The sequence below is a fragment of the Flavobacterium sp. NRK1 genome (assembly GCF_024054175.1).
Lineage (GTDB): Bacteria > Bacteroidota > Bacteroidia > Flavobacteriales > Flavobacteriaceae > Flavobacterium.
Genome location: NZ_JAMXLA010000001.1, coordinates 1,890,903 through 1,912,987, shown reverse-complemented (window position 1 = coordinate 1,912,987; position 22,085 = coordinate 1,890,903). Strand labels below are relative to the sequence as shown.

At 35.9% G+C, this 22,085-nt stretch carries 21 protein-coding genes; 14 read left to right on the top strand and 7 right to left on the bottom strand.

Annotation, left to right across the window (positions count from 1 at the left end; all coding sequences use genetic code 11):
• Nucleotides 1-106 precede the first annotated feature (106 nt).
• The 5 genes from NHE85_RS08730 to NHE85_RS08710 form a co-directional block, all read right to left on the bottom strand.
• The gene (locus tag NHE85_RS08730) at nucleotides 107-637 is read right to left on the bottom strand and encodes an inorganic diphosphatase (RefSeq protein WP_252811644.1); all 531 of its coding nucleotides are present in this window, start codon (nucleotides 635-637) and stop codon (nucleotides 107-109) included.
• A gap of 229 nt (nucleotides 638-866) precedes the next feature.
• Nucleotides 867-1,430 (bottom strand): hypothetical protein, encoded by a 564-nt coding sequence (locus tag NHE85_RS08725; RefSeq protein ID WP_252811643.1) that lies wholly within the window; start codon nucleotides 1,428-1,430, stop codon nucleotides 867-869.
• 94 nt (nucleotides 1,431-1,524) lie between these two features.
• A complete protein-coding gene (locus NHE85_RS08720; protein ID WP_252811642.1) occupies nucleotides 1,525-2,049 on the bottom strand; it encodes a hypothetical protein in 525 nt (174 codons plus the stop codon).
• Between the two features lie 63 nt (nucleotides 2,050-2,112).
• Nucleotides 2,113-4,608, bottom strand: a complete 2,496-nt coding sequence (locus NHE85_RS08715) for a DUF5686 and carboxypeptidase-like regulatory domain-containing protein (protein WP_252811641.1) — start codon at nucleotides 4,606-4,608, stop codon at nucleotides 2,113-2,115.
• Between the two features lie 67 nt (nucleotides 4,609-4,675).
• Nucleotides 4,676-5,653, bottom strand: coding sequence for a pyruvate dehydrogenase complex E1 component subunit beta (locus tag NHE85_RS08710; RefSeq protein WP_252811640.1), 978 nt, complete (start codon nucleotides 5,651-5,653; stop codon nucleotides 4,676-4,678).
• A 274-nt stretch (nucleotides 5,654-5,927) separates the two neighbouring features.
• On the opposite strand from NHE85_RS08710, the gene NHE85_RS08705 reads away from it, so the two are divergent.
• The 10 genes from NHE85_RS08705 to NHE85_RS08660 all read left to right on the top strand — a co-directional run bounded on the left by NHE85_RS08705 (nucleotide 5,928) and on the right by NHE85_RS08660 (nucleotide 13,058).
• Nucleotides 5,928-6,674, top strand: a complete 747-nt coding sequence (locus NHE85_RS08705; RefSeq protein ID WP_252811639.1) for an electron transfer flavoprotein subunit beta/FixA family protein — start codon at nucleotides 5,928-5,930, stop codon at nucleotides 6,672-6,674.
• Between the two features lie 88 nt (nucleotides 6,675-6,762).
• A complete protein-coding gene (locus NHE85_RS08700) occupies nucleotides 6,763-7,734 on the top strand; it encodes an electron transfer flavoprotein subunit alpha/FixB family protein (protein WP_252811638.1) in 972 nt (323 codons plus the stop codon).
• A 95-nt stretch (nucleotides 7,735-7,829) separates the two neighbouring features.
• Entirely contained in the window at nucleotides 7,830-8,453 is a 624-nt protein-coding gene (locus tag NHE85_RS08695) for a bifunctional nuclease family protein (protein WP_252811637.1), read from the top strand.
• 3 nt (nucleotides 8,454-8,456) lie between these two features.
• Nucleotides 8,457-9,092: a hypothetical protein gene (locus tag NHE85_RS08690; protein ID WP_252811636.1), complete on the top strand. Its 636-nt coding sequence runs from the start codon at nucleotides 8,457-8,459 to the stop codon at nucleotides 9,090-9,092.
• Complete coding sequence (locus tag NHE85_RS08685) at nucleotides 9,089-9,913, top strand: thymidylate synthase (RefSeq protein WP_252811635.1); 825 nt, start codon at nucleotides 9,089-9,091, stop codon at nucleotides 9,911-9,913. Before NHE85_RS08690 ends, NHE85_RS08685 begins: the two co-directional genes overlap by 4 nt.
• Before the next feature lie 161 nt (nucleotides 9,914-10,074).
• Nucleotides 10,075-10,416, top strand: coding sequence for a 2TM domain-containing protein (locus NHE85_RS08680; protein ID WP_252811634.1), 342 nt, complete (start codon nucleotides 10,075-10,077; stop codon nucleotides 10,414-10,416).
• The gene (locus tag NHE85_RS08675; protein WP_252811633.1) at nucleotides 10,416-10,907 is read left to right on the top strand and encodes a dihydrofolate reductase; all 492 of its coding nucleotides are present in this window, start codon (nucleotides 10,416-10,418) and stop codon (nucleotides 10,905-10,907) included. The genes NHE85_RS08680 and NHE85_RS08675 overlap by 1 nt, the downstream gene beginning before the upstream one ends.
• Nucleotides 10,908-10,909: 2 nt before the next feature.
• Nucleotides 10,910-11,449: a hypothetical protein gene (locus NHE85_RS08670; protein WP_252811632.1), complete on the top strand. Its 540-nt coding sequence runs from the start codon at nucleotides 10,910-10,912 to the stop codon at nucleotides 11,447-11,449.
• Nucleotides 11,450-11,611: 162 nt separating this feature from the next.
• A complete protein-coding gene (ubiE, locus tag NHE85_RS08665; protein ID WP_252811631.1) occupies nucleotides 11,612-12,343 on the top strand; it encodes a bifunctional demethylmenaquinone methyltransferase/2-methoxy-6-polyprenyl-1,4-benzoquinol methylase UbiE in 732 nt (243 codons plus the stop codon).
• A gap of 1 nt (nucleotide 12,344) precedes the next feature.
• A complete protein-coding gene (locus tag NHE85_RS08660; protein ID WP_252811630.1) occupies nucleotides 12,345-13,058 on the top strand; it encodes a porin family protein in 714 nt (237 codons plus the stop codon).
• Here NHE85_RS08660 and NHE85_RS08655 read toward each other — a convergent pair.
• Nucleotides 13,045-13,785 carry an RNA methyltransferase gene (locus NHE85_RS08655; protein WP_252811629.1) on the bottom strand — a complete coding sequence of 247 codons (741 nt, stop codon included), beginning with the start codon at nucleotides 13,783-13,785 and terminating at the stop codon, nucleotides 13,045-13,047. The two genes, NHE85_RS08660 and NHE85_RS08655, sit on opposite strands and share 14 nt — an antisense overlap.
• Before the next feature lie 39 nt (nucleotides 13,786-13,824).
• Here NHE85_RS08655 and NHE85_RS08650 point away from each other — a divergent pair, with 39 nt between their 5' ends.
• The 4 genes from NHE85_RS08650 to NHE85_RS08635 all read left to right on the top strand — a co-directional run bounded on the left by NHE85_RS08650 (nucleotide 13,825) and on the right by NHE85_RS08635 (nucleotide 20,448).
• The gene (locus tag NHE85_RS08650) at nucleotides 13,825-16,374 is read left to right on the top strand and encodes a BamA/TamA family outer membrane protein (RefSeq protein WP_252811628.1); all 2,550 of its coding nucleotides are present in this window, start codon (nucleotides 13,825-13,827) and stop codon (nucleotides 16,372-16,374) included.
• 46 nt (nucleotides 16,375-16,420) lie between these two features.
• Nucleotides 16,421-17,488, top strand: coding sequence for a class II fructose-bisphosphate aldolase (gene fbaA / locus NHE85_RS08645; RefSeq protein ID WP_252811627.1), 1,068 nt, complete (start codon nucleotides 16,421-16,423; stop codon nucleotides 17,486-17,488).
• A gap of 40 nt (nucleotides 17,489-17,528) precedes the next feature.
• Entirely contained in the window at nucleotides 17,529-18,383 is an 855-nt protein-coding gene (gene accD, locus NHE85_RS08640; RefSeq protein WP_252811626.1) for an acetyl-CoA carboxylase, carboxyltransferase subunit beta, read from the top strand.
• A 208-nt stretch (nucleotides 18,384-18,591) separates the two neighbouring features.
• On the top strand, nucleotides 18,592-20,448 hold the full coding sequence (locus NHE85_RS08635) for a tetratricopeptide repeat protein (protein ID WP_252811625.1): 1,857 nt from the start codon (nucleotides 18,592-18,594) through the stop codon (nucleotides 20,446-20,448).
• Nucleotides 20,449-20,735: 287 nt separating this feature from the next.
• Here the strand turns inward: NHE85_RS08635 and NHE85_RS08630 are convergent, their stop codons facing one another.
• Nucleotides 20,736-21,983: an ABC transporter permease gene (locus tag NHE85_RS08630; protein ID WP_252811624.1), complete on the bottom strand. Its 1,248-nt coding sequence runs from the start codon at nucleotides 21,981-21,983 to the stop codon at nucleotides 20,736-20,738.
• Nucleotides 21,984-22,085: the final 102 nt, after the last annotated feature.

Sequence of the window (22,085 nt, the reverse complement as noted above, 5' to 3'; positions counted from 1 at the left end):
AAGTTTTGGTTTGTTGTTAATATTGTAAATATAACAAAAACCAAAATAAAAAAAGCAACATTCTTTAACAGAATATTGCTTTTTTTATCAATTATGCCAGTGTTTCTTATCTGATGCTGAACAACTCTTCAGGTTTGTTATCAATAGCTTCAAAACGATCTACACATTTATCAATAATTTCACGGGCTTCAGCAGCATCTCCCCATCCACCTACATCAACTTTCTTATTTTCAAGATCTTTATAAACCTGGAAAAAGTGCTCAATTTCTTTTACAAGGTGTGGGTTAACTTCATTAAGATCATTTAATCTGTTCCATATTGGATCTGATACCGGCACACAGATGATTTTTTCATCCGGCCCCTTTTCATCAGCCATATGGAAAACACCAATAGGTTTCACTTCCATAACGCAGCCCGGGAAAGTAGGCTCAGTAACTAATACAAGTACATCTAAAGGATCTCCATCAAGTGCTAAAGTTTCAGGTATAAAACCATAATCTGCAGGATACATCATAGACGAGAACAGCATTCTGTCATAGCGTATTTTCTTTAATTCAAAATCATATTCATATTTGTTCCTGCTACCTTTTGGTATCTCTATAAGCACATCAAAAGTATTTAATCTTGCTGCTGTCATTTTTCTTTATCTTTATTTCGTATTAAGCGGGTGCAAAAATAGCATAAAAAATACTGTTCCGCAAAGCTTTACTCATTAAAAACACAGCAAGATTAGGAGTTTACAGAAATTTAACGATCATTATTTACTTCCCAATTATAATAACAAAATAATTTCGATCGAATTATTATAAATAAACATGCCTTCAAAAATGAAGGCATGTTTTATATTACTGAACTCTATAATCTGATTAAGACTTCTCCCTACTGCATATTGGACCGCAGCCTGCTGAATCACAATAAGGAACAAGATGCCCGTCAACTTTATAATATTCAATAAAGCATCCGGTACCACATCCTCTGCAGCTAACGGTTTCTTCAGGATCTCCATTTATACCTGCACCTGAGCTAATAAAGTATTTCCCTCCACTAACTGTTAATGGCTTACCAATAGATGTTGACGTATTATCGGTTCCACGACCGCCGCCTATCAGGAAAAAATTAAAATCAGAAGGATCATTAGTTGCATTTTTCTTTATTATCTGTACGGTCTCAATTTTAACCGGATTTCCTCTGGATATAAGAATTTCCTCGAAACCATCTTTTATTTCCTGAATATTTGCTGTAATGGTTGGAACACCTGCGCGGTCTTCTCCTATCTGTCCATCCCATACACTACCGTCTTTTAACTGAAATCCATCGGATAAGCGGTTTTGTTCCTGATCAGACATTATAGTATCATTCTCATTACTGCAGCCCCAGGCCATACTTAAAAGCAAAAGGCATCCAATGCTTTTTAAAATTATTTTTTTCATAGCTATATGATTATGTTGGATGAATATTGTATTACGAATATACTTTAAACGGTTAATTAAAACATACAAGAGTATGTTAAATTATCTTACAAAATTAAAATATACTGCCTGAAATTTTTTCACATTCTTCACAAGTAGAACACATTAGCTTTTTCTCATTTCCTACTAATACTACATTAGGACTACAATTACTATCTATACAGGCAGGCCCTTTACATATAATTATTTCACTAATTTTTTCTCCGGATATTTCTTTCAGTTCAAAGTAAAATTTACCATTAACAAGATTAAGAATTGCCCCAATAGTCGCTATATTATCGGGTGTAGAAGCTAATAAAAGATAACATTGCTGAGCATTATCTCCCTTGGTAAGAGTCTTAACTATTCTAAATTCTTTAAGTTTTATAGAGTCTGTATAATTAAGCTTTCGCCCTACCAGCCTACTCCATTTTTTATTTATGCTGTCCTGATTAGAAACAACATATATATCATTATTATCAACTGCACCTACCTGCTCATATATATAATTTTCTCTTGTATCCTGTACATTTTTTTCTGGCTTTGAATTACAGGAAATAAGAGCCAGAATAATCAATAATCCGGCAATATAATTTTTCATAACTGAAATTAAAGGTGTTAACGATACTAATTTACATCTTTTTTTTGCTAATTCTGATTTTTTTTAGAAGTGGAATCCAAAAACACCTTTAACAGCAAACTTATTAGCGTCAGGCATATCAAGGTAGCTTCCCCTCCACGCAAAATCTATCCTGAACACTTTAAAAATATTACCTATACCTGCATGATATTCCCAATAAACATCTTGCGGTGCATTATAAACTATACTTGAAGCATTAAGCTTTATATTACCTTGCGAAACTGTTCCGTAAATACCTTTTATACCTATAATCTCCCTTAAATTGAGTTTTCTAAGGCCTGGTATTCTTGAAAAAAGCCTTCCATTAAAATTGTGTTCAAAATGCAGTGACACATATTCATCTGCCACAAATTCATAGTAGTTAAGAAGGTTATACGTATTTTCAATTATAAAATATGACTGGTTACCTGGCACAATCCCCATAAGCCCAAGGGGTACATCCCCAAATATTTTTCCGGCTTCAAGAGTGGCAAACAATCTGCCAAACCCTCCTACAAGTACGGGCTGACGATAATAAAACTGAAGTTTCTGGTATTCAAAATCACTGCCAAATAACCCTTTTATACCCTGAGAATAATTCAGATACAATCTGGCATAATTTAAATCAACATCTGTACGCTCTACTCCATAACCAATAGTTCTTCTTCCCGGTGTATAATCCAGTAAAGCTCCAAATTCATATTGTTTTAAAGAACCCTTTGTGCCTTTGGAATGATCGTTAGGATCTAAATAGTAATCCATCCTGAAAGTTTCGGGCGAAGCCGATTCCAGTGTCCGATAATTAAAACTACCCCTAATTACCAAATGTTTTACAGGCTCAATTTCTGCCGAAAAAGTAGTAAAGTTAACATTGGTAAGTTTACTGTTATCTCCACTTGCAAAAAGCGATGACGAAGCAAAACTCCTTCCAAGCACATCGCTTGTAGCGGTAAGACTTACTCCTGTTTGCTCTATATCTCTTCTGTTGCCTCCAGCAAGAATAATCCTTTTATCTCTGTTCACCATCCATTTACCGGATGTGCCATATTTAAATTTATTATCTTTAAAACCGTAGGCCGTATAAGCTTCAATTCTCCACGGATCATTTTGTCCAAAATAAGTACGCCCTCCGGTTCGGATTCTTATACCCTCCACATCATTATAGCCGAAACTGGAAAATATGGGGCCATAGTCAAAGTGCCCCATTTGATAATAACCGCTGCCTAAAGTAGCCACAAGGCTGTACAATCGTTTAAATTTAGGAACCGTTTTTAGGGTATCCAGCATTTTATAAACGCCCCGTTCATCTTTATTTAGCGATTCAAACCTGTTCTCATCCCAAAACTCATCGCTCTTTTCATGTATTTCCTCATCATATTTATTAACCTCTGCTACATAAAAATCGTCCGGCCTTTTCTTGTCAAAAACATAATCCCTGTAAAGGGTGGTTCTTTTACCATATACCCCTTTAGATTTCTCCTTTTTATTAAGTGCGAAGTCAGTCATCATATGGTCTCTGTTTAATAAAAACACTGAGTCGTTAAGCACATCAAACTCCTGCTCAATATAAATATCTTTAACCCAGTTAATATTTGCTGCTTTGCTGGCAGACATTGCTATTCTTTTTATAGCAAAGGTTGTATCATTAACCCAAAAGTTACCTTTAAAGGTAAGTTCGCCTTTACGCCTCGGATAAAATACTATATTATAACACCACTTTGTATCAATATAGGTACTGTCTGCAAGTACATAGTTATATACATTTATACCGGTACGGGAAAGCGGGCTTACAAAATCCTTATCAAAAAACTTCAGGTAGTTATCATAAATATCATAATCAGTGTACAGGTCTTTTATAAATGCAATAACCTGCTGATTGTCACTAAAACCCGAATTCTTATTCGCAGTGGTAACTTCCTTTTTTCTATTAGCAACATTATCTCCATATACTTTACTAAGTGCTTCGTTTATAAAAATTGGAAGGTAAGTTTTACCTGTAACATTAGAAGTATCAATATGCTTAAATATAAACTCCATGCCCTTAAATATCTTGTTTTTCATAAAAGCACTATCTATGCTGTTCATGTCAAACTCAACCTTTTCATATTTATCATATTCATACTGCTTAAACATTTTGAGACCGTTCTTACGGCGGCGTTCCCATATTTTTCGCAGAATATCTATTGCAGGGTTATTTTTTTTTGATGTTTTTCCCGAATAAAGCACTACCTCTTTAAGCTCCTGGGCTTCATTAAGTTTTACACTTAAATTATAAGTCACCGGTTTGGTAAGCTTAATTTCTTTTGGAGCAAAACCAACAAAAGAAATAACTACCTCATCATAAGTACTGGATGACTCAAGGTAAAATTTACCGTTTTCATCGGTAATTACTCCTTCGCTTGTACCTTTAAAGTATACATTTGCATATGGTATAGGCGCATTAGTATCATCTACAACAAGTCCGCTAACTTTTGTTTGTGCCATTAGCGTGCCTGAAAGCAAAAGAAATAATCCAGCTAAAAACAGTATATTTTTTTTCATATAGGCTATAAAACAAAAAACTTCATCAAATAGTATGATGAAGTTTCAAATATAAGTGATTATTTTCTTATTTATACATAACTTTTTTCACTGCTTTTACAACATCTCCCGCGTTAGGAAGCCACTCTTTTAGCAGTGCCGGCGAATATGGCGCAGGCGTGTCAGCAGTAGTTATTCTCTGAATAGGAGCATCTAAATAATCAAAAGCCCTTTCCTGAACTATGTAAGTTATCTCTGACGCAACACTTCCGAATGGCCAGGCCTCTTCAAGTATAACCAATCTGTTTGTTTTTTTAACTGAATTAAGAATTGTATCATGATCCATCGGACGGATAGTCCTTAAATCTATGATCTCACAACTGATGCCTTCTTTTTCAAGTTCTTCCGCAGCAATAAAAGCCTCTTTTAATATTTTACCAAAAGAAACTACTGTAACATCTTTACCTTCTTTTTTAATATCGGCAACACCAAGAGGAATTGTATATTCTCCTTCAGGCACTTCTCCCTTATCGCCATACATTTGTTCAGACTCCATAAAAATTACAGGGTCATTATCACGTATTGCAGATTTTAAAAGCCCTTTAGCATCATACGGGTTAGAAGGTACAACAACCTTAAGCCCCGGTGTGTTTGCATACCAGTTCTCAAAAGCCTGAGAGTGGGTTGCAGCAAGCTGTCCTGCAGATGCTGTAGGACCACGGAATACCATTGGCATTGTAAATTGCCCGGCAGACATCTGGCGCATTTTTGCTGCGTTATTAATGATCTGGTCTATACCTACTAATGAAAAGTTGAAAGTCATGAACTCAACAATAGGCCTGTTACCGTTCATAGCACTTCCAACAGCAATACCTGCAAAACCAAGCTCAGCAATCGGAGTATCTATAACCCTTTTAGGGCCAAATTCGTCAAGCATTCCTTTTGAGGCTTTATAAGCACCATTATATTCGGCTACCTCTTCACCCATTAAATATATAGATTCGTCGCGGCGCATTTCTTCGCTCATCGCTTCGCAAATAGCTTCTCTAAACTGTATCGTTCTCATGTAACTTTTAATTCGTATTAAATGAATGGCAAAAATAAAGATTTAAAATTATTTAACCTCCTTATATCTTTAAATAAATACATTGTTAGTAACTTGTAGATAATTCTTTCACTATTCGCAATAATACTTGCTTTAAAGCCTTTTTTTTATGATTAATAAATTTTAATTGATGAATTTTTAAAAAAATTACATTTAATATGCGTGCATAGTTTTTTATTTAGATAAATTTCTTATTTTCGTAACGGAAAAACCTCAACTTTATAACTTTATAAAAATGAAAATATTAGTCTGCATCAGCCACGTGCCTGATACTACTTCAAAAATCAATTTTGCCAATGGCGACAGCGAGTTTGACACCAACGGCGTTCAGTTTGTAATAAACCCTAACGACGAATTTGGTCTTACCAGAGCTATATGGTTTAAAGAAAAGGCCGGTGCTAACGTTACTGTGGTAAATGTAGGCGGCCCTGATGCCGAAGCTACACTTAGAAAAGCACTTGCAATAGGTGCAGATGAAGCCATTCGTGTTAACGCGGCTCCTACTGATGGTTTTTTTGTTGCAAAACAGCTTGCAGAAGTAGTAAAAAATGGCGGATATGATCTTGTTATAGCGGGTAAAGAATCTTTAGACTATAATGGAGGTATGGTACCGGGAATGCTTGCAGGCCTTCTTGGTTTTGATTTTGTTAATTCATGTATAAATCTTGAAGTTACAGGAACAGATGCCAAAGCAGTTAGAGAAATAGATGGTGGTAAAGAAACGCTTAGCGCTAAACTGCCGTTAGTAATTGGCGGACAAAAAGGCCTGGTAGAAGAAAAAGACCTTAGAATACCAAATATGAGAGGTATTATGATGGCAAGACAGAAAGCACTTACGGTACTTGAGCCTGTTGCAGCAAACAACAATACAAAAGCAGTTAAGTTTGAAAAACCTGCACCTAAATCTGCGGTAAAACTTATAAGCCCTGACAATCTTGATGAGCTTGTAAATCTTTTACATAACGAAGCTAAAGTAATTTAATGTAACAATGAATTAATTATTCGGTGTACCAATTAACTTAACACAATTGTTACATTGATACATTAGTAAATTTAAAAATTGAAAAAAGATGTCAATATTAATATATGCTGAATACGCCGAAGGCAAATTCAAAAAAACAACTTTAGAGCTTGCTTCATACGCTAAAAAAATAGCAGGTGAAACAGGAACAACCGTAACGGCGCTTACAATAAACGCTAACGATGCTGCTACACAGCTTGGAAAATACGGCGTAGATAAAGTGCTTAATGTAAAATCTGACAAGCTTACAGCTTTTAACGCTAAAGCGTATGCAGATGCTATCAAGCAGGCTGCCGAAAAAGAAAGTTCTAAAATTATATTGTTCAACTCTACAACAGACAGCCTTTATATAGCTCCGCTTGTAGCTGTTGCACTTGAGGCAGGGTATGCTTCTAACGTAGTAGCACAACCTGTAAGCCTTTCTCCTTTTCAGGTAAAAAGAAATGCTTTTTCTAACAAAGCATTCAATATAACCGAAATAACTACAGATGTAAAAGTTCTTGCCATAGGCAAAAACTCTTATGGTGTTTTTGAAAATGCTGTAAGCGCTACAGAAGAAGAATTTTCACCATCGCTTAACGATGCCGATTTCTCAGTAAAGGTAGAATCATCTGAAAAAGTTTCAGGAAAAGTAACTATTGCTGATGCTGAAATAGTAGTATCCGGTGGGCGCGGACTTAAAGGCCCTGAAAACTGGGGAATGCTTGAAGAACTTGCTTCTGTTCTTGGTGCCGCTACCGCTTGTTCTAAACCGGTATCTGACCTTGGATGGAGGCCTCACTCTGAACACGTAGGACAGACAGGTAAACCTGTTGCTGCCAATTTATATATAGCTATAGGTATTTCAGGAGCTATACAGCACATTGCAGGTATCAATTCCTCTAAAGTAAAAGTGGTTATAAACTCAGATGCAGATGCCCCTTTCTTTAAGGTAGCAGACTACGGCGTTGTAGGCGATGCTTTTGAAATTGTTCCTAAACTGACTGAAAAAATTAAAGCGTTTAAGGCTCAAAACTCATAATTTTATTTTAAATTGTGCCCATAAAAGGGCTATCTGGCTAATGGTAGTTTTATCTTTGCCCGGATAGCCCTTTTTATATACAGGAAAGACCAATTATGAGCTTAGTAAAACTTACTATAAAAGGAATCTCATACAGCCAGACACAAAATGGTGCGTATGCGCTTATCCTTAATGAAGTGGATGGAGAACGGAAACTGCCCATAGTTATTGGCGCTTTTGAGGCTCAGTCTATTGCCATAGCATTAGAAAAAGAGATCAAGCCGCCAAGGCCACTCACCCACGACTTATTTAAAAATTTTGCCGACAGGTTTGACGTTGTCGTTAAACAGGTTATTATACACAAACTGGTAGACGGCGTTTTCTTTTCGAGCATTATTTGCGAAAGGGACCGCATAGAGGAGATTATTGACGCCAGAACTTCTGACGCAATTGCCCTTGCGCTACGTTTTAATGCACCTATATTTACGTATAAAAATATACTGGACAAGGCAGGTATTTACCTTAAGCTAAACCCTGAACAGGATGCAGAGGGAAATACCACACAACAGGAAGATGTACTCTCTGAACCACAGACTTTTGGCACCGAAACTGTTTCAGGCGAAGGCTACTCAGCTTACAGCCTGCAAGAGTTAAACGACATGCTGGAAGGCGCCGTGCAAAATGAAGACTATGAAAAAGCGGCTAAGATCCGCGACGAGATATCAAAGAGAGAGAGTTAATTAATGAAGTTGAGATACAAAAGAATACCGCTTACAGTCGTTCTTATTATTTTTTTTACAATTACAGGTTGCTCGGGTTCCAAAAAGATCATTCCAAAAGCGGACTATCATCTTTTGACAGGGCGCAAGATTACGCCTCACACAAAACGGGGAATAAAAAATGAAAGCAATACTTTACTCATTGGAAAAAGACTGAAGTTTACATTAGCAGCAACCGATTCTGTTACGATGTATCCCAGCGGAAATAAGAAAATTTACAGCAATTATAAAGAACTCTTTGCCAATGTAAATCCGAATACAAATTATAAAGTTACAATACATACTTTACCGGACACTCACATGAGCACTAATAAATATGTATTTATCCCCATAGCCGATGTATTCGATAAATTGAATGCAAAACTTGAGATTACGACGGTCGAAAACAAATGGGCAAATGATTTTGAAAAACCCGGCATAAAAGGAATTTTCACATTCAACAGCGGTAATTCAGATGAGATTGCTATTGTTGTAGCTGCTAACAATAAAGAGGTTAATAAAAAACTGTACACTTACATAATTAATTTTATAACCTTTAAATATTGGGCATCAACTAGAGGAGACTTTTATATAACAATAGAAGAAATTAAAGAAAAATGAAGCAGTATCACGATTTAGTAAAGCATGTTTTAGAGAACGGAGTACAAAAAGGTGACCGCACAGGCACGGGAACTAAAAGCGTTTTTGGCTACCAGATGCGCTTTGACCTTAGTGAAGGTTTTCCTTTGGTAACTACAAAAAAACTGCACCTTAAATCTATTATCTATGAACTGCTTTGGTTTTTAAATGGTGAAACCAACATCGGCTACCTTAATGACAACGGAGTCCGCATTTGGGATGAATGGGCAGATGAAGATGGCAATCTGGGTCCGGTTTATGGCCACCAATGGCGCAATTGGGACGATAAGGAAATTGACCAGATCACTGAACTTATCGAGACCTTAAAAACCAACCCTAACAGCCGCAGGATGCTTATTTCTGCATGGAATCCTAGTGTACTGCCTGACACAACAAAATCTTTTGCAGAGAATGTAGCCAATGGCAAGGTTGCCCTGCCGCCATGCCATGCTTTCTTTCAGTTTTATGTAGCCGAAGGAAAACTATCATGCCAGCTATACCAGCGTAGTGCCGATATATTCTTAGGAGTGCCTTTTAATATTGCTTCTTACGCACTGCTTACCATGATGATCGCTCAGGTATGCGGCCTTAAGCCCGGAGACTTTATACATACTTTTGGTGATGCACATATTTATAACAACCACATGGAACAACTGGAACTTCAGTTAAGCCGTGAGCCAAGAGCTTTACCTACTATGAAGTTAAACCCTGAAGTAAAAAACATCTTCGATTTTAAATTTGAAGATTTTACTTTAGAGAATTATGATCCGCACCCACATATCAAAGGTGCTGTAGCCGTATAATATCAAGGACTAGTTAATTTAACTCAACAGTATTTCCTTAATCTCTTATTTAAGTAAAATTAAGAGCAAACAGACTTACCTCCCAGGCAGTCTTAAACTTTAATTAAGAACTATTGCAATTTTATATTTTTCCCTATCTTTAGTTTCCAAAAAAACAAGAAATGGAACCAAACCAACAGGAGCTATATGAATATGCACGAAAGAGGGTAAAACAAAAAAAACGTGTTTACTTTCACTTCATACTTTTTTTTGTAGGAAGCGTTTTCCTTTATATTATAAATAAGTGGCTTAATGTAGATCCTGAGTACGACTGGTACCTTTGGGCAATTACTGCATGGGCGTTTTTATTTATAATGCACTTTATTAAAGTATTTGTTACTGAAAGCTTTATTAACAAAAAATGGGAACAGGAACAGATAGATAAACTGGTGGCCCGTCAGGAACGCCGCATCAGCCAGCTGGAAAAGAAAATTGAAAACGACCAAAACCTTACCAACCTATAATGACGCTTACCCTTATAGCTGCTATAGCAGAAAATAATGCCTTAGGAAAAGACAATAAAATGATGTGGCACCTGCCAGACGATTTTAAACATTTTAAAAGCCGTACATCAGGACACCATATTATAATGGGAAGAAAAACATTTGAAAGCTTCCCTTCACCCCTTCCCAACCGCACATCGGTAATTATAACACGTCAGGAAGATTATAAAGCAGATGGCTGTATTGTAGTAAACAGCCTCGAAGAAGCCCTAAAAGCCTGCCCACAGGATGAGGAAATATTTGTAATTGGTGGCGGAGAAATATACAACCAGAGTATTGGCCATGCCGACAAACTGGACTTAACCCGAGTACATGCAACTTTCCCTGATGCCGATGCCTATTTCCCTGAAATTGATACCACTAAATGGGACCTTACTTCTGAAAATTTTCATCCTAAAAATGAAAAACACGCTTTTGATATGACATTTCAGGTGTATTTAAGCAAGCACTAAATATGGGATTCGGATTTAATCTCGGGATGATATTTATAATCTTTCCAGCCATAGTAATTCTGTTTATATTATATGTAGCCACCAAAAAACAGTATTTCGGAAAAGCAATTTTAGGTATAATCGTCTGCATTGCCGTGTTGATAATGCTAGCTTTTACTATATGTGTTCTTGTTTCTAAAAAAGAGCTTAAAAAACATGACTACTATGGGAGCTATGTTGTAGATCGCTCTTATTTCCCCGGAAAACAAGCTAACTGGCAGTATGACCATTACAGATTCGAGATAAAAGAAAATGATTCAATTTACTTTTACAGTACAGACAAACAAAAAATCAAAAAAATCTACAGAGGACGCATAACAACGGTAAAACCCACAAATAGTGAAAGGCTAATATTTAAAATGAATAAGCCTGTTCACCACATTGTAAAAGAGAATCCTACAACCTACCGAGGAGCATGGGATTTTTATCTGGTGCTTCATTCTGATAAATTCGGCAATATGTTTTTCAAAAAAGGCGCATGGAAACAGATTGATTCACAATAAATTTTATAGAAAAAACTAATTTTTGACAGTCTTTATCAAAACTAATTTACAACTTAAGTAGAGAAGGATAAATAATTAACTAATTGCAACTTTCAACCTAATAATCTTTTCTAACTCCCTATTAACAAAACTATTTCTATCTTTGCGCCGTAAATATTTGCAATGTCACAAAATGTAACCCCTTATAAAGATTCCGGCTTGGGTAAAAAAGAACAGGTAGCCCAAATGTTTAATACCATTTCCGGTAATTATGACGGTCTTAACCGTGTAATTTCGTTTGGTATAGATGTTAAATGGCGTAAAAAGGTATTAAAGCTTGTTGCTGCCAAAAACCCAAAAACAATTCTGGATATAGCCACCGGAACAGGAGACCTTGCTATACTTATGGCACAAACCTCTGCAACTGAAATAATAGGCGCAGACATTTCGGAAGGAATGATGGAGGTTGGCCGAAAAAAAGTAACCGAAAAAAACCTTGATGCTAAAATAAAACTGGTATATGGCGATAGTGAGAATCTTCCGTTTGAAGACAATTACTTTGATGCTATTACCGTTGCATTTGGCGTTCGTAATTTTGAAACCCTTGAAAAAGGTCTTGCGGAAATTTTAAGAGTGTTAAAACCTAATGGAATTTTTGTAATTCTTGAAACATCTGTACCTACAAAATTCCCTTACAAACAAGGATATAATTTTTACAGCAAGTACCTGCTGCCGCTTATTGGAAGGCTTTTTTCTAAAGACAGATCTGCCTATGCTTACTTGAGTGAATCGGCTTCTGTTTTTCCTCATGGTGAAGCACTGAACAATATTTTGAGAAAAGTTGGGTTTATAGAGGTTAAGAATATGCCGCAAACTTTTGGAGTGGCAACAATTTACTCTGCTTCAAAACAATAACATGAAGAAACTGTTTTTATACATACTGCTATTTACCGGCTTGTGCTCTTATGCGCAGTTTGGTACGCAAATATTTAGCAAAAAGCCTATTATTAACCTTGAAAACTTTGACAAACAGAGAGTGCATTGGGGTTATTTTCTTGGTTTTAACAGCTATGATTTTAAATGGGATTATATTAACGACCCAAAAGTTGATATTCAGGTAAAAGGAACAACAGGCTTTAACGTAGGGCTTGTAGGTAACCTGCGCATATTTGAATACCTTGACCTTCGTTTTGAACCTGGACTTTATTATACCCAGCGTGACCTGACTTTCCATAATGTAGAGGGCACGGAGGCAGACAGATTCAGAGAAGTAAAATCTACTTATATTCATTTTCCGTTACTCCTTAAGTTTTCAGCGAAAAGAACAGGAAATATCAAACCTTATCTTTTAGGAGGTGTTTCACGTTCGCTAAACCTTTCCAGTAATTTCAATGCAAAGGATGATAATATTACGGGGCAGAAATTCAGAATGAAAAAATGGACTAATTATTATGAGATAGGTGCAGGTATAGATATTTACTTTGAATATTTTAAATTCTCACCATCTATACGTGGGGTATTCAGTCTTAATGATGAACTTATCCGCGATAATACTGCGGACAGCCCATATACAGGAAATATTGAGTCAATGAAAACACGTGGTGTTTTTGTAAACTTTACCTTCCACTAGAAGAGCGCCTGAACTCACTTAAAATAATAGCTGCTGCTGTAGCTACATTCAGGCTTTCTGTTTGTTGTAAACCGCCAAAGCGTGGTATGCTTATTCTGCGCCCTGCTTTCATTTCTATTTCAGGTGATATTCCATTGGCCTCGTTACCCATAATAACAATTGCATTTTCTGGCAATGATTCGCCATATATAGCATCGCCATCCATAAAAGTGCCGAATACCTGTAATTTAGTCTTAGCCAGATAAGCCTCAATATCTGTATACACCACATTTACACGGGCTAAAGACCCCATTGTAGCCTGAACAACTTTTGGGTTATAAACATCTACACATTGTTCTGAACACACAAGATGGCCAACACCAAACCAATCGCAAAGGCGTATTATAGTGCCCAGATTCCCGGGATCCCTAACATCATCAAGTACCATAATTAATCCTGTATCAGGCACTGTTTTTTCATCGGGCATAACAAATAAAGCCACGCATACATTAGGTGTGGTAAGGGCACTTATTTTTTTCAGTTCAGTCTCTGTAATAAATTCTGTTTTGCTCTTAGAGACGTCATCATTAAAAATATCCTGAGTTGTGAAAAGCTGATGTAATTCAAAATTGGAATTAAGCAATTCCTGCACTACCTTTATCCCTTCGGCAAAGAACAATTTATGCTGCTTCCTGTATTTTTTTTGCTGTAAGCCCGTTATTGTTTTAATTTGGTTTTTACTAACCATAAAAAATGTATTTTTGAATTACTATTTGGCTATACCGTCTTGAGAAATAAAACAACAAAAATAGCACTAATTATATTATCGGGCTTGGTTTTATATTCGTGTTCTCTTGTAAAAAGAGTTCCTGAAGGTAAGCATCTGCTCGAAAAGGTTGATATTACGGTAAATGGTGAGAAAAAAAATGAAGATGCACTTAAAGATCTTCTTTATCAACAGCCCAATAGTGACCTGTTAGGTTACCACCTTAGGCTGCACATGTATAACCTGGCAACCCCTAATGCAGACTCATCATACCACGCATGGCTGGACAGAAAACCGGGAAGGCATGAACGTATGAGAAAACTGCTTTCTGAAAAGCAGGTACAGCGGCTTTCCAAATCTTTTATTGTTTCAGGTTTTAGCAATTTCCTTAAAAAAACCGGTGAACCTCCTGTTATAATAGATATTAGCAGGGTAAAAAAATCAAGAAACAGGTTATTTGCCTATTATTATAAGCAAGGTTATTTCAGAGCAGGCGCCGGATTTAGAATAGACACTCTGCCTGATAAAAGAGCATCCATTACTTATGATGTGATTACCGGAAAACCATATATACTGGACAGTATTAATGCTTATATAGAAACACCTGCCCTGGACAGCCTATATAACCGTACACAAAAGGCATCTGTTATAAAAAAAGGACAGCAATATAATGAAGTAAATTTTACAGCCGAAAGAGAAAGAATCACCAATTACTTTAGAAATCACGGTGCGTATTATTTTCAGCAAAATAACGTTACCTACATTGTAGACACCATAGGCAATGACTATAAAGCAAATATAGACCTTATTGTAGATAATGAGTCGGTAAGACAGGGAGATTCAACTTATGTAAGACCTTTTAAGCTATATAAGATAAGTAAGGTAAACATATACACAACCAATCCTACAAGTGAAAACCAGGCTATAGACAGTACTTCCTACAACGGCTTTAATGTGTACAGTACAGGAAAGCTTAATTACAGGCCAAAAGCTATTACAGATGCAGTATTTGTAACCCCCGGCAGCACATATTCCGATTTCAGGAGAACATATACTTCACGTTCTTTAAGCAATTTAAGAGTTTTCAATTACCCTTCTATACAATATGTGGAGGATCCGAATGATCCTACAGGCGAATCGCTTATTACTAACATAACCCTTACGCCAAGAAAAAAATTCAGGTTTAATGCTACAGCAGATTTTATGCATTCAAACATTCAGGATTTTGGTATATCCGGAAGTTTAGGTATAACAATGCGTAATGTATTTAGGGGTGCCGAGACGCTGGATATTTCGACTCGTGGTAATATTGGTTCATCGCGTGACCCTGCAATAAATGATAAAGCTTTCTTTAATATTCTTGAGTACGGAGCTGACCTTAAGCTTACATTCCCGAGGATATTTTTTCCTATAAGCACAGAAAGGTTAGTACGTAAGGAAATGATACCATCTACTGTAATGAGCCTTGGAACGAGCAGGCAGCAAAATATAGGGCTTGATAAAGAAAATTTTACCGGAATATTAAGTTACAACTGGACACCCAAACGAAATCGTACAGCCAAACTTGACCTGTTTAACATTCAATATATAAGAAATGTAAACCCTGATAAATATTTCAAGGTATATAAATCATCATATGACAGGCTCAATGATATTGCACAACTGTACCCTGCCATCCCGGACTCCTATTTAAATGATAAAGGAAATCTGGATATAGATAACGGTGGAGCAGATAATTTTATTAAAGATGTAAAAAGTAACGATATAGCAGTATCTAAAAATGATAAAGAAAGCATAAACAGTATTGATGAACGTAGAAACCGATTAACAGAGAATAACCTTATTTTCGCCACAAACTATACATTTACAACAAGCAGCCGTGAAAACCTTAACGATAACACATTTTTTATTTTTAAAACAAAAGTAGAATCTGCCGGTGCTTTATTATCACTATTAGGAGGTACAGTGGTAGACCCCAACGGGAGCAATCAGGGACGTACAATTTTTAATGTTGCCTATTCGCAATACCTTAAAGGTGAACTTGATTTTATAAAACACTGGGATTTAAGGCGTGGTAAAGTACTTGCTATGCGTGCCTTTTTTGGCCTTGCGGTACCTTACGGCAATTCAAACTCTATCCCCTTTACGAGAAGTTATTTTGCAGGAGGATCTAATGACAACAGAGGATGGCAGCCTTATAGCCTGGGACCCGGCAGTAGTGGCGGTATAAATGACTTTAATGAAGCTAACCTTAAAATGGCTTATAGCGCAGAGCTGCGTTTTAATATATTCGGTAAACTTAACGGTGCCCTTTTTGGCGATGTAGGAAATATTTGGAATGTTTTTGACGTAGTGAAGGAAAAAGATAAAACTTTTAACGGACTGCAGTCTTTTAAAGACCTTGCCTTTGGTTCAGGCCTTGGTTTCAGATATGATTTCAACTTTTTTGTGGTGCGCTTTGATGTAGGATTTAAGACTTATGATCCGGGGCGTGACGAAGGCGAACGCTGGTTTAAAGGATATAATCTTTCAAAATCAGTCCTAAATGTCGGAATTAATTATCCGTTCTAAGTTTAAAATATTATTTTTGTCTCTTCTAATTCTAAAATTAAATATAATGGCCCATAATATTAAACCCGGTGTTGCTACCGGAGATCAGGTTCAGGAAATCTTTAGATATGCTAAAGAAAAAGGATTTGCGCTTCCGGCAGTAAATGTTACCGGATCAAGCACTATTAATGGTGTGATGGAAACTGCAGCAAAACTTAAAGCTCCTGTAATTATACAGTTTTCTAATGGCGGAGCGATTTTTAATGCAGGTAAAGGATTATCTAACGAAGGCGAAAAAGCAGCTATACTAGGTGCTATTGCCGGAGCTAAACATATACATACTTTAGCCGAAGCTTATGGTGCTACGGTAATTTTACACACTGACCATTGCGCGAAAAAACTTTTACCATGGATAGACGGACTGCTTGATGCAAGTGAAAAACATTATGCAGAAACTGGAAAACCTCTTTTCAGCTCTCACATGATAGATCTTTCAGAAGAGCCTATTGAAGAGAACATGGAAATTTCTAAAAAATACCTTGAAAGAATGAGCAAAATGGGTATGACATTAGAAATTGAACTTGGTATTACAGGTGGTGAAGAGGATGGTGTTGACAATTCTGATGTTGACAGCTCAAAACTATATACTCAGCCTGAAGAAGTTGCTTATGCTTATGAGGAGCTTAGCAAAATATCACCTAGATTTACCGTAGCTGCGGCTTTTGGTAATGTGCATGGTGTTTATAAGCCGGGCAACGTTAAGCTTACTCCAAAAATTCTTAAAAACTCACAGGAATATGTACAGAACAAATTTAACACAGGCGAAAACCCTGTAGATTTTGTATTCCACGGAGGTTCAGGTTCTACACTTGAAGAAATAAGAGAAGCCATTGGTTACGGCGTTATTAAAATGAACATTGATACAGATCTTCAGTTTGCTTATACAGAAGGTATACGTGATTATATTTTAAGCAAAGCTGATTACCTTAAAACACAGATAGGCAGCCCTGAAGGACCTGAATCGCCAAACAAAAAACATTATGACCCAAGAAAATGGGTTCGCGAAGGAGAGCTTACCTTTAATGCCAGGCTGGAACAGGCTTTTAAAGACCTTAACAACGTTAATACACTATAATACAACTAACTGCTTGCAGTAATAACTTTAACTGAAAAAGATGGCTTGGTTTAAAAGAACAGAAAAAGGGATAACAACACCAACTGAAGACAAAAAAGATGTACCTAAAGGATTATGGTACAAGTCGCCAACCGGTAAAATTGTTGATGCAGAAGAACTTGCTAAAAACTTTTATGTTAGCCCGGAAGATGGCTACCATGTAAGAATAGGAAGTAAAGAATACTTCAATATCCTTTTTGATGACAATGAGTTTACAGAGTTTGACAAAAACATGACGTCTAAGGATACTCTAAAGTTTGTTGATACAAAAAAATACGGCGACCGTATTAAAGAGGCTACCGAAAAGACTAAACTTAAAGATGCTGTAAGAACAGCTGTAGGTAAGTCTAAAGGGAGAGACCTTGTAGTTGCCTGTATGGATTTCGCTTTTATTGGAGGTTCTATGGGAGCCGTGGTAGGAGAAAAAATAGCCCGTGCTATTGATTATTCTATAAAAAATAAAATTCCGTTTGTCATGATTTCCAAATCGGGCGGGGCAAGAATGATGGAAGCTGCTTATTCATTAATGCAGTTAGCCAAAACCTCTGCTAAACTTGCTCAGCTTGCCGATGCTAAAATACCTTATATATCTTTATGTACAGACCCTACTACAGGAGGAACAACAGCATCTTACGCAATGCTTGGTGATGTAAATATTTCTGAACCCGGAGCTTTAATTGGATTTGCAGGGCCGCGTGTTGTAAAAGACACTACAGGTAAAGACCTTCCTGAAGGCTTTCAGACTGCTGAATTTGTATTAGAACATGGTTTTCTTGATTTTATAGCACCCCGTAAGGAATTAAAAGACAAAATAAACTTATATCTGGATCTTATATTAAACCAGCCTGTACGATAAAAAAATCCCCCTTTGTAAGGGGGATTTTTTTATAATATATTCTTTTAGATATTTAACAAAATAAATCTTAACTAATTTAAATAACCTGCTTTACAAATTAAACTTTCCTTATTTTGTAATATTCAAACGTTGCTAATTAAATTTTTTATGATTTATTTTGTATCGCATTTCATCTCGCCCCCGGATACAAAAAGATGCTGTTTATAAGATGAAACTAAGATCATTATGTATCTTCTTTATTTTACTTTTTCACCTTACCTATGCTCAGCTTCCCGGCATAGATGTAATTAAAAAAGAAAGTCAGATAAAGCGAACCATGACTTCGCAGCCGGATAGTGCCCGCTTTTATATTAAGCAGATACTAAACTATAAAGGTAGATTACACGACACCGTATATTCTAATGCATATATGGCATATGGATATTGCTGCCATCTCAAAAACATTACAGACTCTGCTTTATTTTATTACGACAGGTCTGCAACATTTTTAAATGAGGTAAAATACCCGAAACTTTATGCCCGCCTTTTAAGAAATAAAGCCAGCACCTATAAAAAAAGGGGAAATTACAATGAAGCTTTAAAAAATCTTTCAATAGCAGAAAAACTGCATAAATCTGTAAACGATGAAATAGGTGTAGCATTAGTATATGGGGATATTGCTTCCAACTATAATATACTTTTACGCAGTGAAGAGGCTATACAGTATATGCTGAAAGCAATAGAAATACTTGAAAGAAAAAAAGATACTTTTTATATACTCCCTATAAAACTGAGCCTGGCAAATGCCTATTTAAATTCAGGAAACCTTGACTTTGCAGCAGATCTGTACAGGGAAATACTTAAATCATATAAAGAGAGAAATATAATAAAGAACTATGCCATAACATTATTAAATTATGGTGACTGCCTTAATAGAATGGGGAAATATAATGACGCAAAACAGGCATTTAATGAATCTATTGTAAACCTCGAAAAATTTAATGATCAGGAGCTTATTGGAGTAGTTTATTCAAAACTTGCAAAAATGGAGTTTGAAAAAAACAATTTACCAAAAGCAGAAGAACTCTTTAATTATGCTTTTAAAAAAGTTATCGCCAACAATTCACTAAGAACAGTTTTTATAGGAGCCGAGTATATGGAGCTATTAAACCTGCAAAAAAAATATACAGAAGCCTCTAAGTTAATACCCTTAATAGAAAAACCTATATTATTAGAAAAAGCAAATCTTTCTGAAAAGGCATTTTTTGAATCACAGAAGGCAATAACATACCAAAATTTAAATCATGAAGACAAAGCTCTTGTTTCTATTGAAAACAGCCTGAAATTAAAAGATACACTAAATAAATCAGACAATGAGCTGGTTGCATTAACACTTCAGAATGAATATCAGACAAAATATCAGCAAAGCAAAGAGAAAGCTCTTAAGCAGAAAAATACTGTTTTAAAGAAAACGTTATTTGATAATAAAAAAAATAAACTCATCCCTCTAATTTGCTGCATACTGATATTAATCGGCTTTGCATTCATTCTCTTCCTTAGAAACAAAAGATGTCATAAAGCCCTTGTTTTTGCCAAAGAAAAAAAAGAATCGTTGTTGCAGGAATATGAAAACACTAAAAACTTAAATAAGGTAAATAAAGAAAATCTTGAAATTAAAAAAAAGGAACTCTTTTCGGGTATGCTAACGCTTGCAACGCTGGAAGGCAACATTAGCCGCCTGGTAGCACTGTGCAGTGAGAGTCCTGCAGATATGCACATTGAAGAAGTTAAAGATCAACTCCGTTCTTTAACCAGCGACGATGATTACTGGAACCTTTTTAGAAAGCGGTTTAATGAAGCTTATGAAAATTTTCAGAAAAATCTTCAAAGTAATTTTCCCGCATTAACTAAAAATGATTTGTTTTTCTGCTCTTTATTAAAACTAAATCTTCCTTATAAAGATATGGCAATGCTAATGCAGGTGACTCCCGAAAGCATTGTAAAGAAAAAATACCGGGTAAAAAAGAAGATGGGTATAGAGACCGAAAGCGAACTTGAAAATATACTTTTAAACACGCCTTTATAAAATTTTACAGCTTCCCCATTTTTTTGAAACGTTTCAAAAAACATTACTTTGTTGCAAAAAACCCTTTAAAAACAGGCGTTGTCCGTATTTTGTCTATATTAATTATTAGGGTTTAAGGTAAATAATAATTTAGATTTGCAATTGAAAAATAAAATTATGTGTTTTATTTTTTTGGTACAACTGCTGTAAAATCATGCTGAACCATGAAACAAAAAGCAGCAAATTGTTTTTATTAAAAAATGCGGTACGTTGAAAGTGGGGGCTTAATACGTATCGCGTTTTTTTTATTACATACCGCTTCGTATTGCTTCAACAGGATCGAGTTTAGATGCAGATATGGCCGGGAGTATCCCTGAAAGCAAACCTATAAAAGCTGCAAGTCCTGTACCTATTATTATATTTGAAAGTCCAAGGATAAATTCAAAATCTATTACACTTGTAAGTATCTTTGCTATACCCCACACCATAAGCATACCTACTACACCCCCTATTAATGACAATATAACAGCTTCAAAAAGAAACTGAAATAATATAAACCTGTTTTTTGCTCCTAGGGCCTTTTGGATACCGATAAGGTTGGTACGCTCTTTTACAGACACAAACATTATATTAGCTATCCCAAAACCGCCAACCAAAAGAGAAAACGCACTAATAATCCAGCCTATTACATTCATTTTACCAATAATATCATCTATAAGATCTGTAAACCCTGAAAGAATATCAATAATAAAATTATCTATTTCTCCGGCTTTTATACCTCTGTAGTTCCGAAGCTTTTGAGTAATTTCTGCTTTAACAGCTTCCGGATCTTCGCCGGATTTTGGTTTGATAATTATTACAGGAGTCATAAAATCATTATGATCGCCATACATATTACGAAGAAAATTTACAGGAATAATAACTGCTGTATCATTACTTCCAAACATACCCTGACCTTGTTTTTCAAGAACGCCAATAACCGTAAATTTTTGACCATACAGCCTTATTTTCTTTTCTATAGGATTTTCATCCCCAAAAAGCGACTGGGCAGTTTCATAACCCAAAACAGCTACTGCGGTACCCGAATTTGATTCAGCCTCATTATAAAATCGTCCGTGCTCAATTTTAAGGCTTTGTATATCTGTAAATTCATAAGATACCGGCACCACATTTAAATTGCTTGCAGATTTATCTTCATATTTTGCTGTTTCGCTTTTAGTAAATATCTGAAAAGCCATAGCCTCAACAGAAGTTACATTATCTTTCAGATATTGATATTCGTCATAACTTACATCAGGAAACTGCTCCCTCTTCCATCGTGGTATTTCACTGGGGCCAAATGAGAAACGTTTAAGATACATTGTGTTCTTATCAACGCTGCTCATATCCTTCTTGATTTTTCTGTCAAGTGAATCTACAGCCGCCAGTACAGCAATAATGGAAAATATACCAATAGTAACCCCAAGCAGCGAAAGAAAAGTACGCAACTTGTTATTTGTAAGGGCATTCATGGCAAAAGAAAGGCTTTCTTTAAGTAAACGCAGGTATAAAAGCATGATTATTTTGATTGACTTCTGTAAAATTCCACATTTTTTTTAAATGGTGCGAGACTATTTGAATAAATTTTTAATTTCTTAAAAATTTAGTGTTCACAGCTT

Excerpts from the sequence above, each read along its gene's own strand:
- NHE85_RS08715 (WP_252811641.1), bottom strand. The coding sequence starts at position 4,608 with ATGAAAAAAAATATACTGTTTTTAGCTGGATTATTTCTTTTGCTTTCA.
- NHE85_RS08705 (WP_252811639.1), top strand. The coding sequence starts at position 5,928 with ATGAAAATATTAGTCTGCATCAGCCACGTGCCTGATACTACTTCAAAA.
- NHE85_RS08690 (WP_252811636.1), top strand. The coding sequence starts at position 8,457 with ATGAAGTTGAGATACAAAAGAATACCGCTTACAGTCGTTCTTATTATT.
- ubiE (WP_252811631.1), top strand. The coding sequence starts at position 11,612 with ATGTCACAAAATGTAACCCCTTATAAAGATTCCGGCTTGGGTAAAAAA.
- accD (WP_252811626.1), top strand. The coding sequence starts at position 17,529 with ATGGCTTGGTTTAAAAGAACAGAAAAAGGGATAACAACACCAACTGAA.
- NHE85_RS08635 (WP_252811625.1), top strand. The coding sequence starts at position 18,592 with ATGAAACTAAGATCATTATGTATCTTCTTTATTTTACTTTTTCACCTT.
- NHE85_RS08660 (WP_252811630.1), top strand. The coding sequence starts at position 12,345 with ATGAAGAAACTGTTTTTATACATACTGCTATTTACCGGCTTGTGCTCT.
- fbaA (WP_252811627.1), top strand. The coding sequence starts at position 16,421 with ATGGCCCATAATATTAAACCCGGTGTTGCTACCGGAGATCAGGTTCAG.
- NHE85_RS08695 (WP_252811637.1), top strand. The coding sequence starts at position 7,830 with ATGAGCTTAGTAAAACTTACTATAAAAGGAATCTCATACAGCCAGACA.
- NHE85_RS08680 (WP_252811634.1), top strand. The coding sequence starts at position 10,075 with ATGGAACCAAACCAACAGGAGCTATATGAATATGCACGAAAGAGGGTA.
- NHE85_RS08670 (WP_252811632.1), top strand. The coding sequence starts at position 10,910 with ATGGGATTCGGATTTAATCTCGGGATGATATTTATAATCTTTCCAGCC.
- NHE85_RS08720 (WP_252811642.1), bottom strand. The coding sequence starts at position 2,049 with ATGAAAAATTATATTGCCGGATTATTGATTATTCTGGCTCTTATTTCC.
- NHE85_RS08710 (WP_252811640.1), bottom strand. The coding sequence starts at position 5,653 with ATGAGAACGATACAGTTTAGAGAAGCTATTTGCGAAGCGATGAGCGAA.
- NHE85_RS08685 (WP_252811635.1), top strand. The coding sequence starts at position 9,089 with ATGAAGCAGTATCACGATTTAGTAAAGCATGTTTTAGAGAACGGAGTA.
- NHE85_RS08700 (WP_252811638.1), top strand. The coding sequence starts at position 6,763 with ATGTCAATATTAATATATGCTGAATACGCCGAAGGCAAATTCAAAAAA.
- NHE85_RS08725 (WP_252811643.1), bottom strand. The coding sequence starts at position 1,430 with ATGAAAAAAATAATTTTAAAAAGCATTGGATGCCTTTTGCTTTTAAGT.
- NHE85_RS08730 (WP_252811644.1), bottom strand. The coding sequence starts at position 637 with ATGACAGCAGCAAGATTAAATACTTTTGATGTGCTTATAGAGATACCA.
- NHE85_RS08675 (WP_252811633.1), top strand. The coding sequence starts at position 10,416 with ATGACGCTTACCCTTATAGCTGCTATAGCAGAAAATAATGCCTTAGGA.
- NHE85_RS08630 (WP_252811624.1), bottom strand. The coding sequence starts at position 21,983 with ATGCTTTTATACCTGCGTTTACTTAAAGAAAGCCTTTCTTTTGCCATG.
- NHE85_RS08655 (WP_252811629.1), bottom strand. The coding sequence starts at position 13,785 with ATGGTTAGTAAAAACCAAATTAAAACAATAACGGGCTTACAGCAAAAA.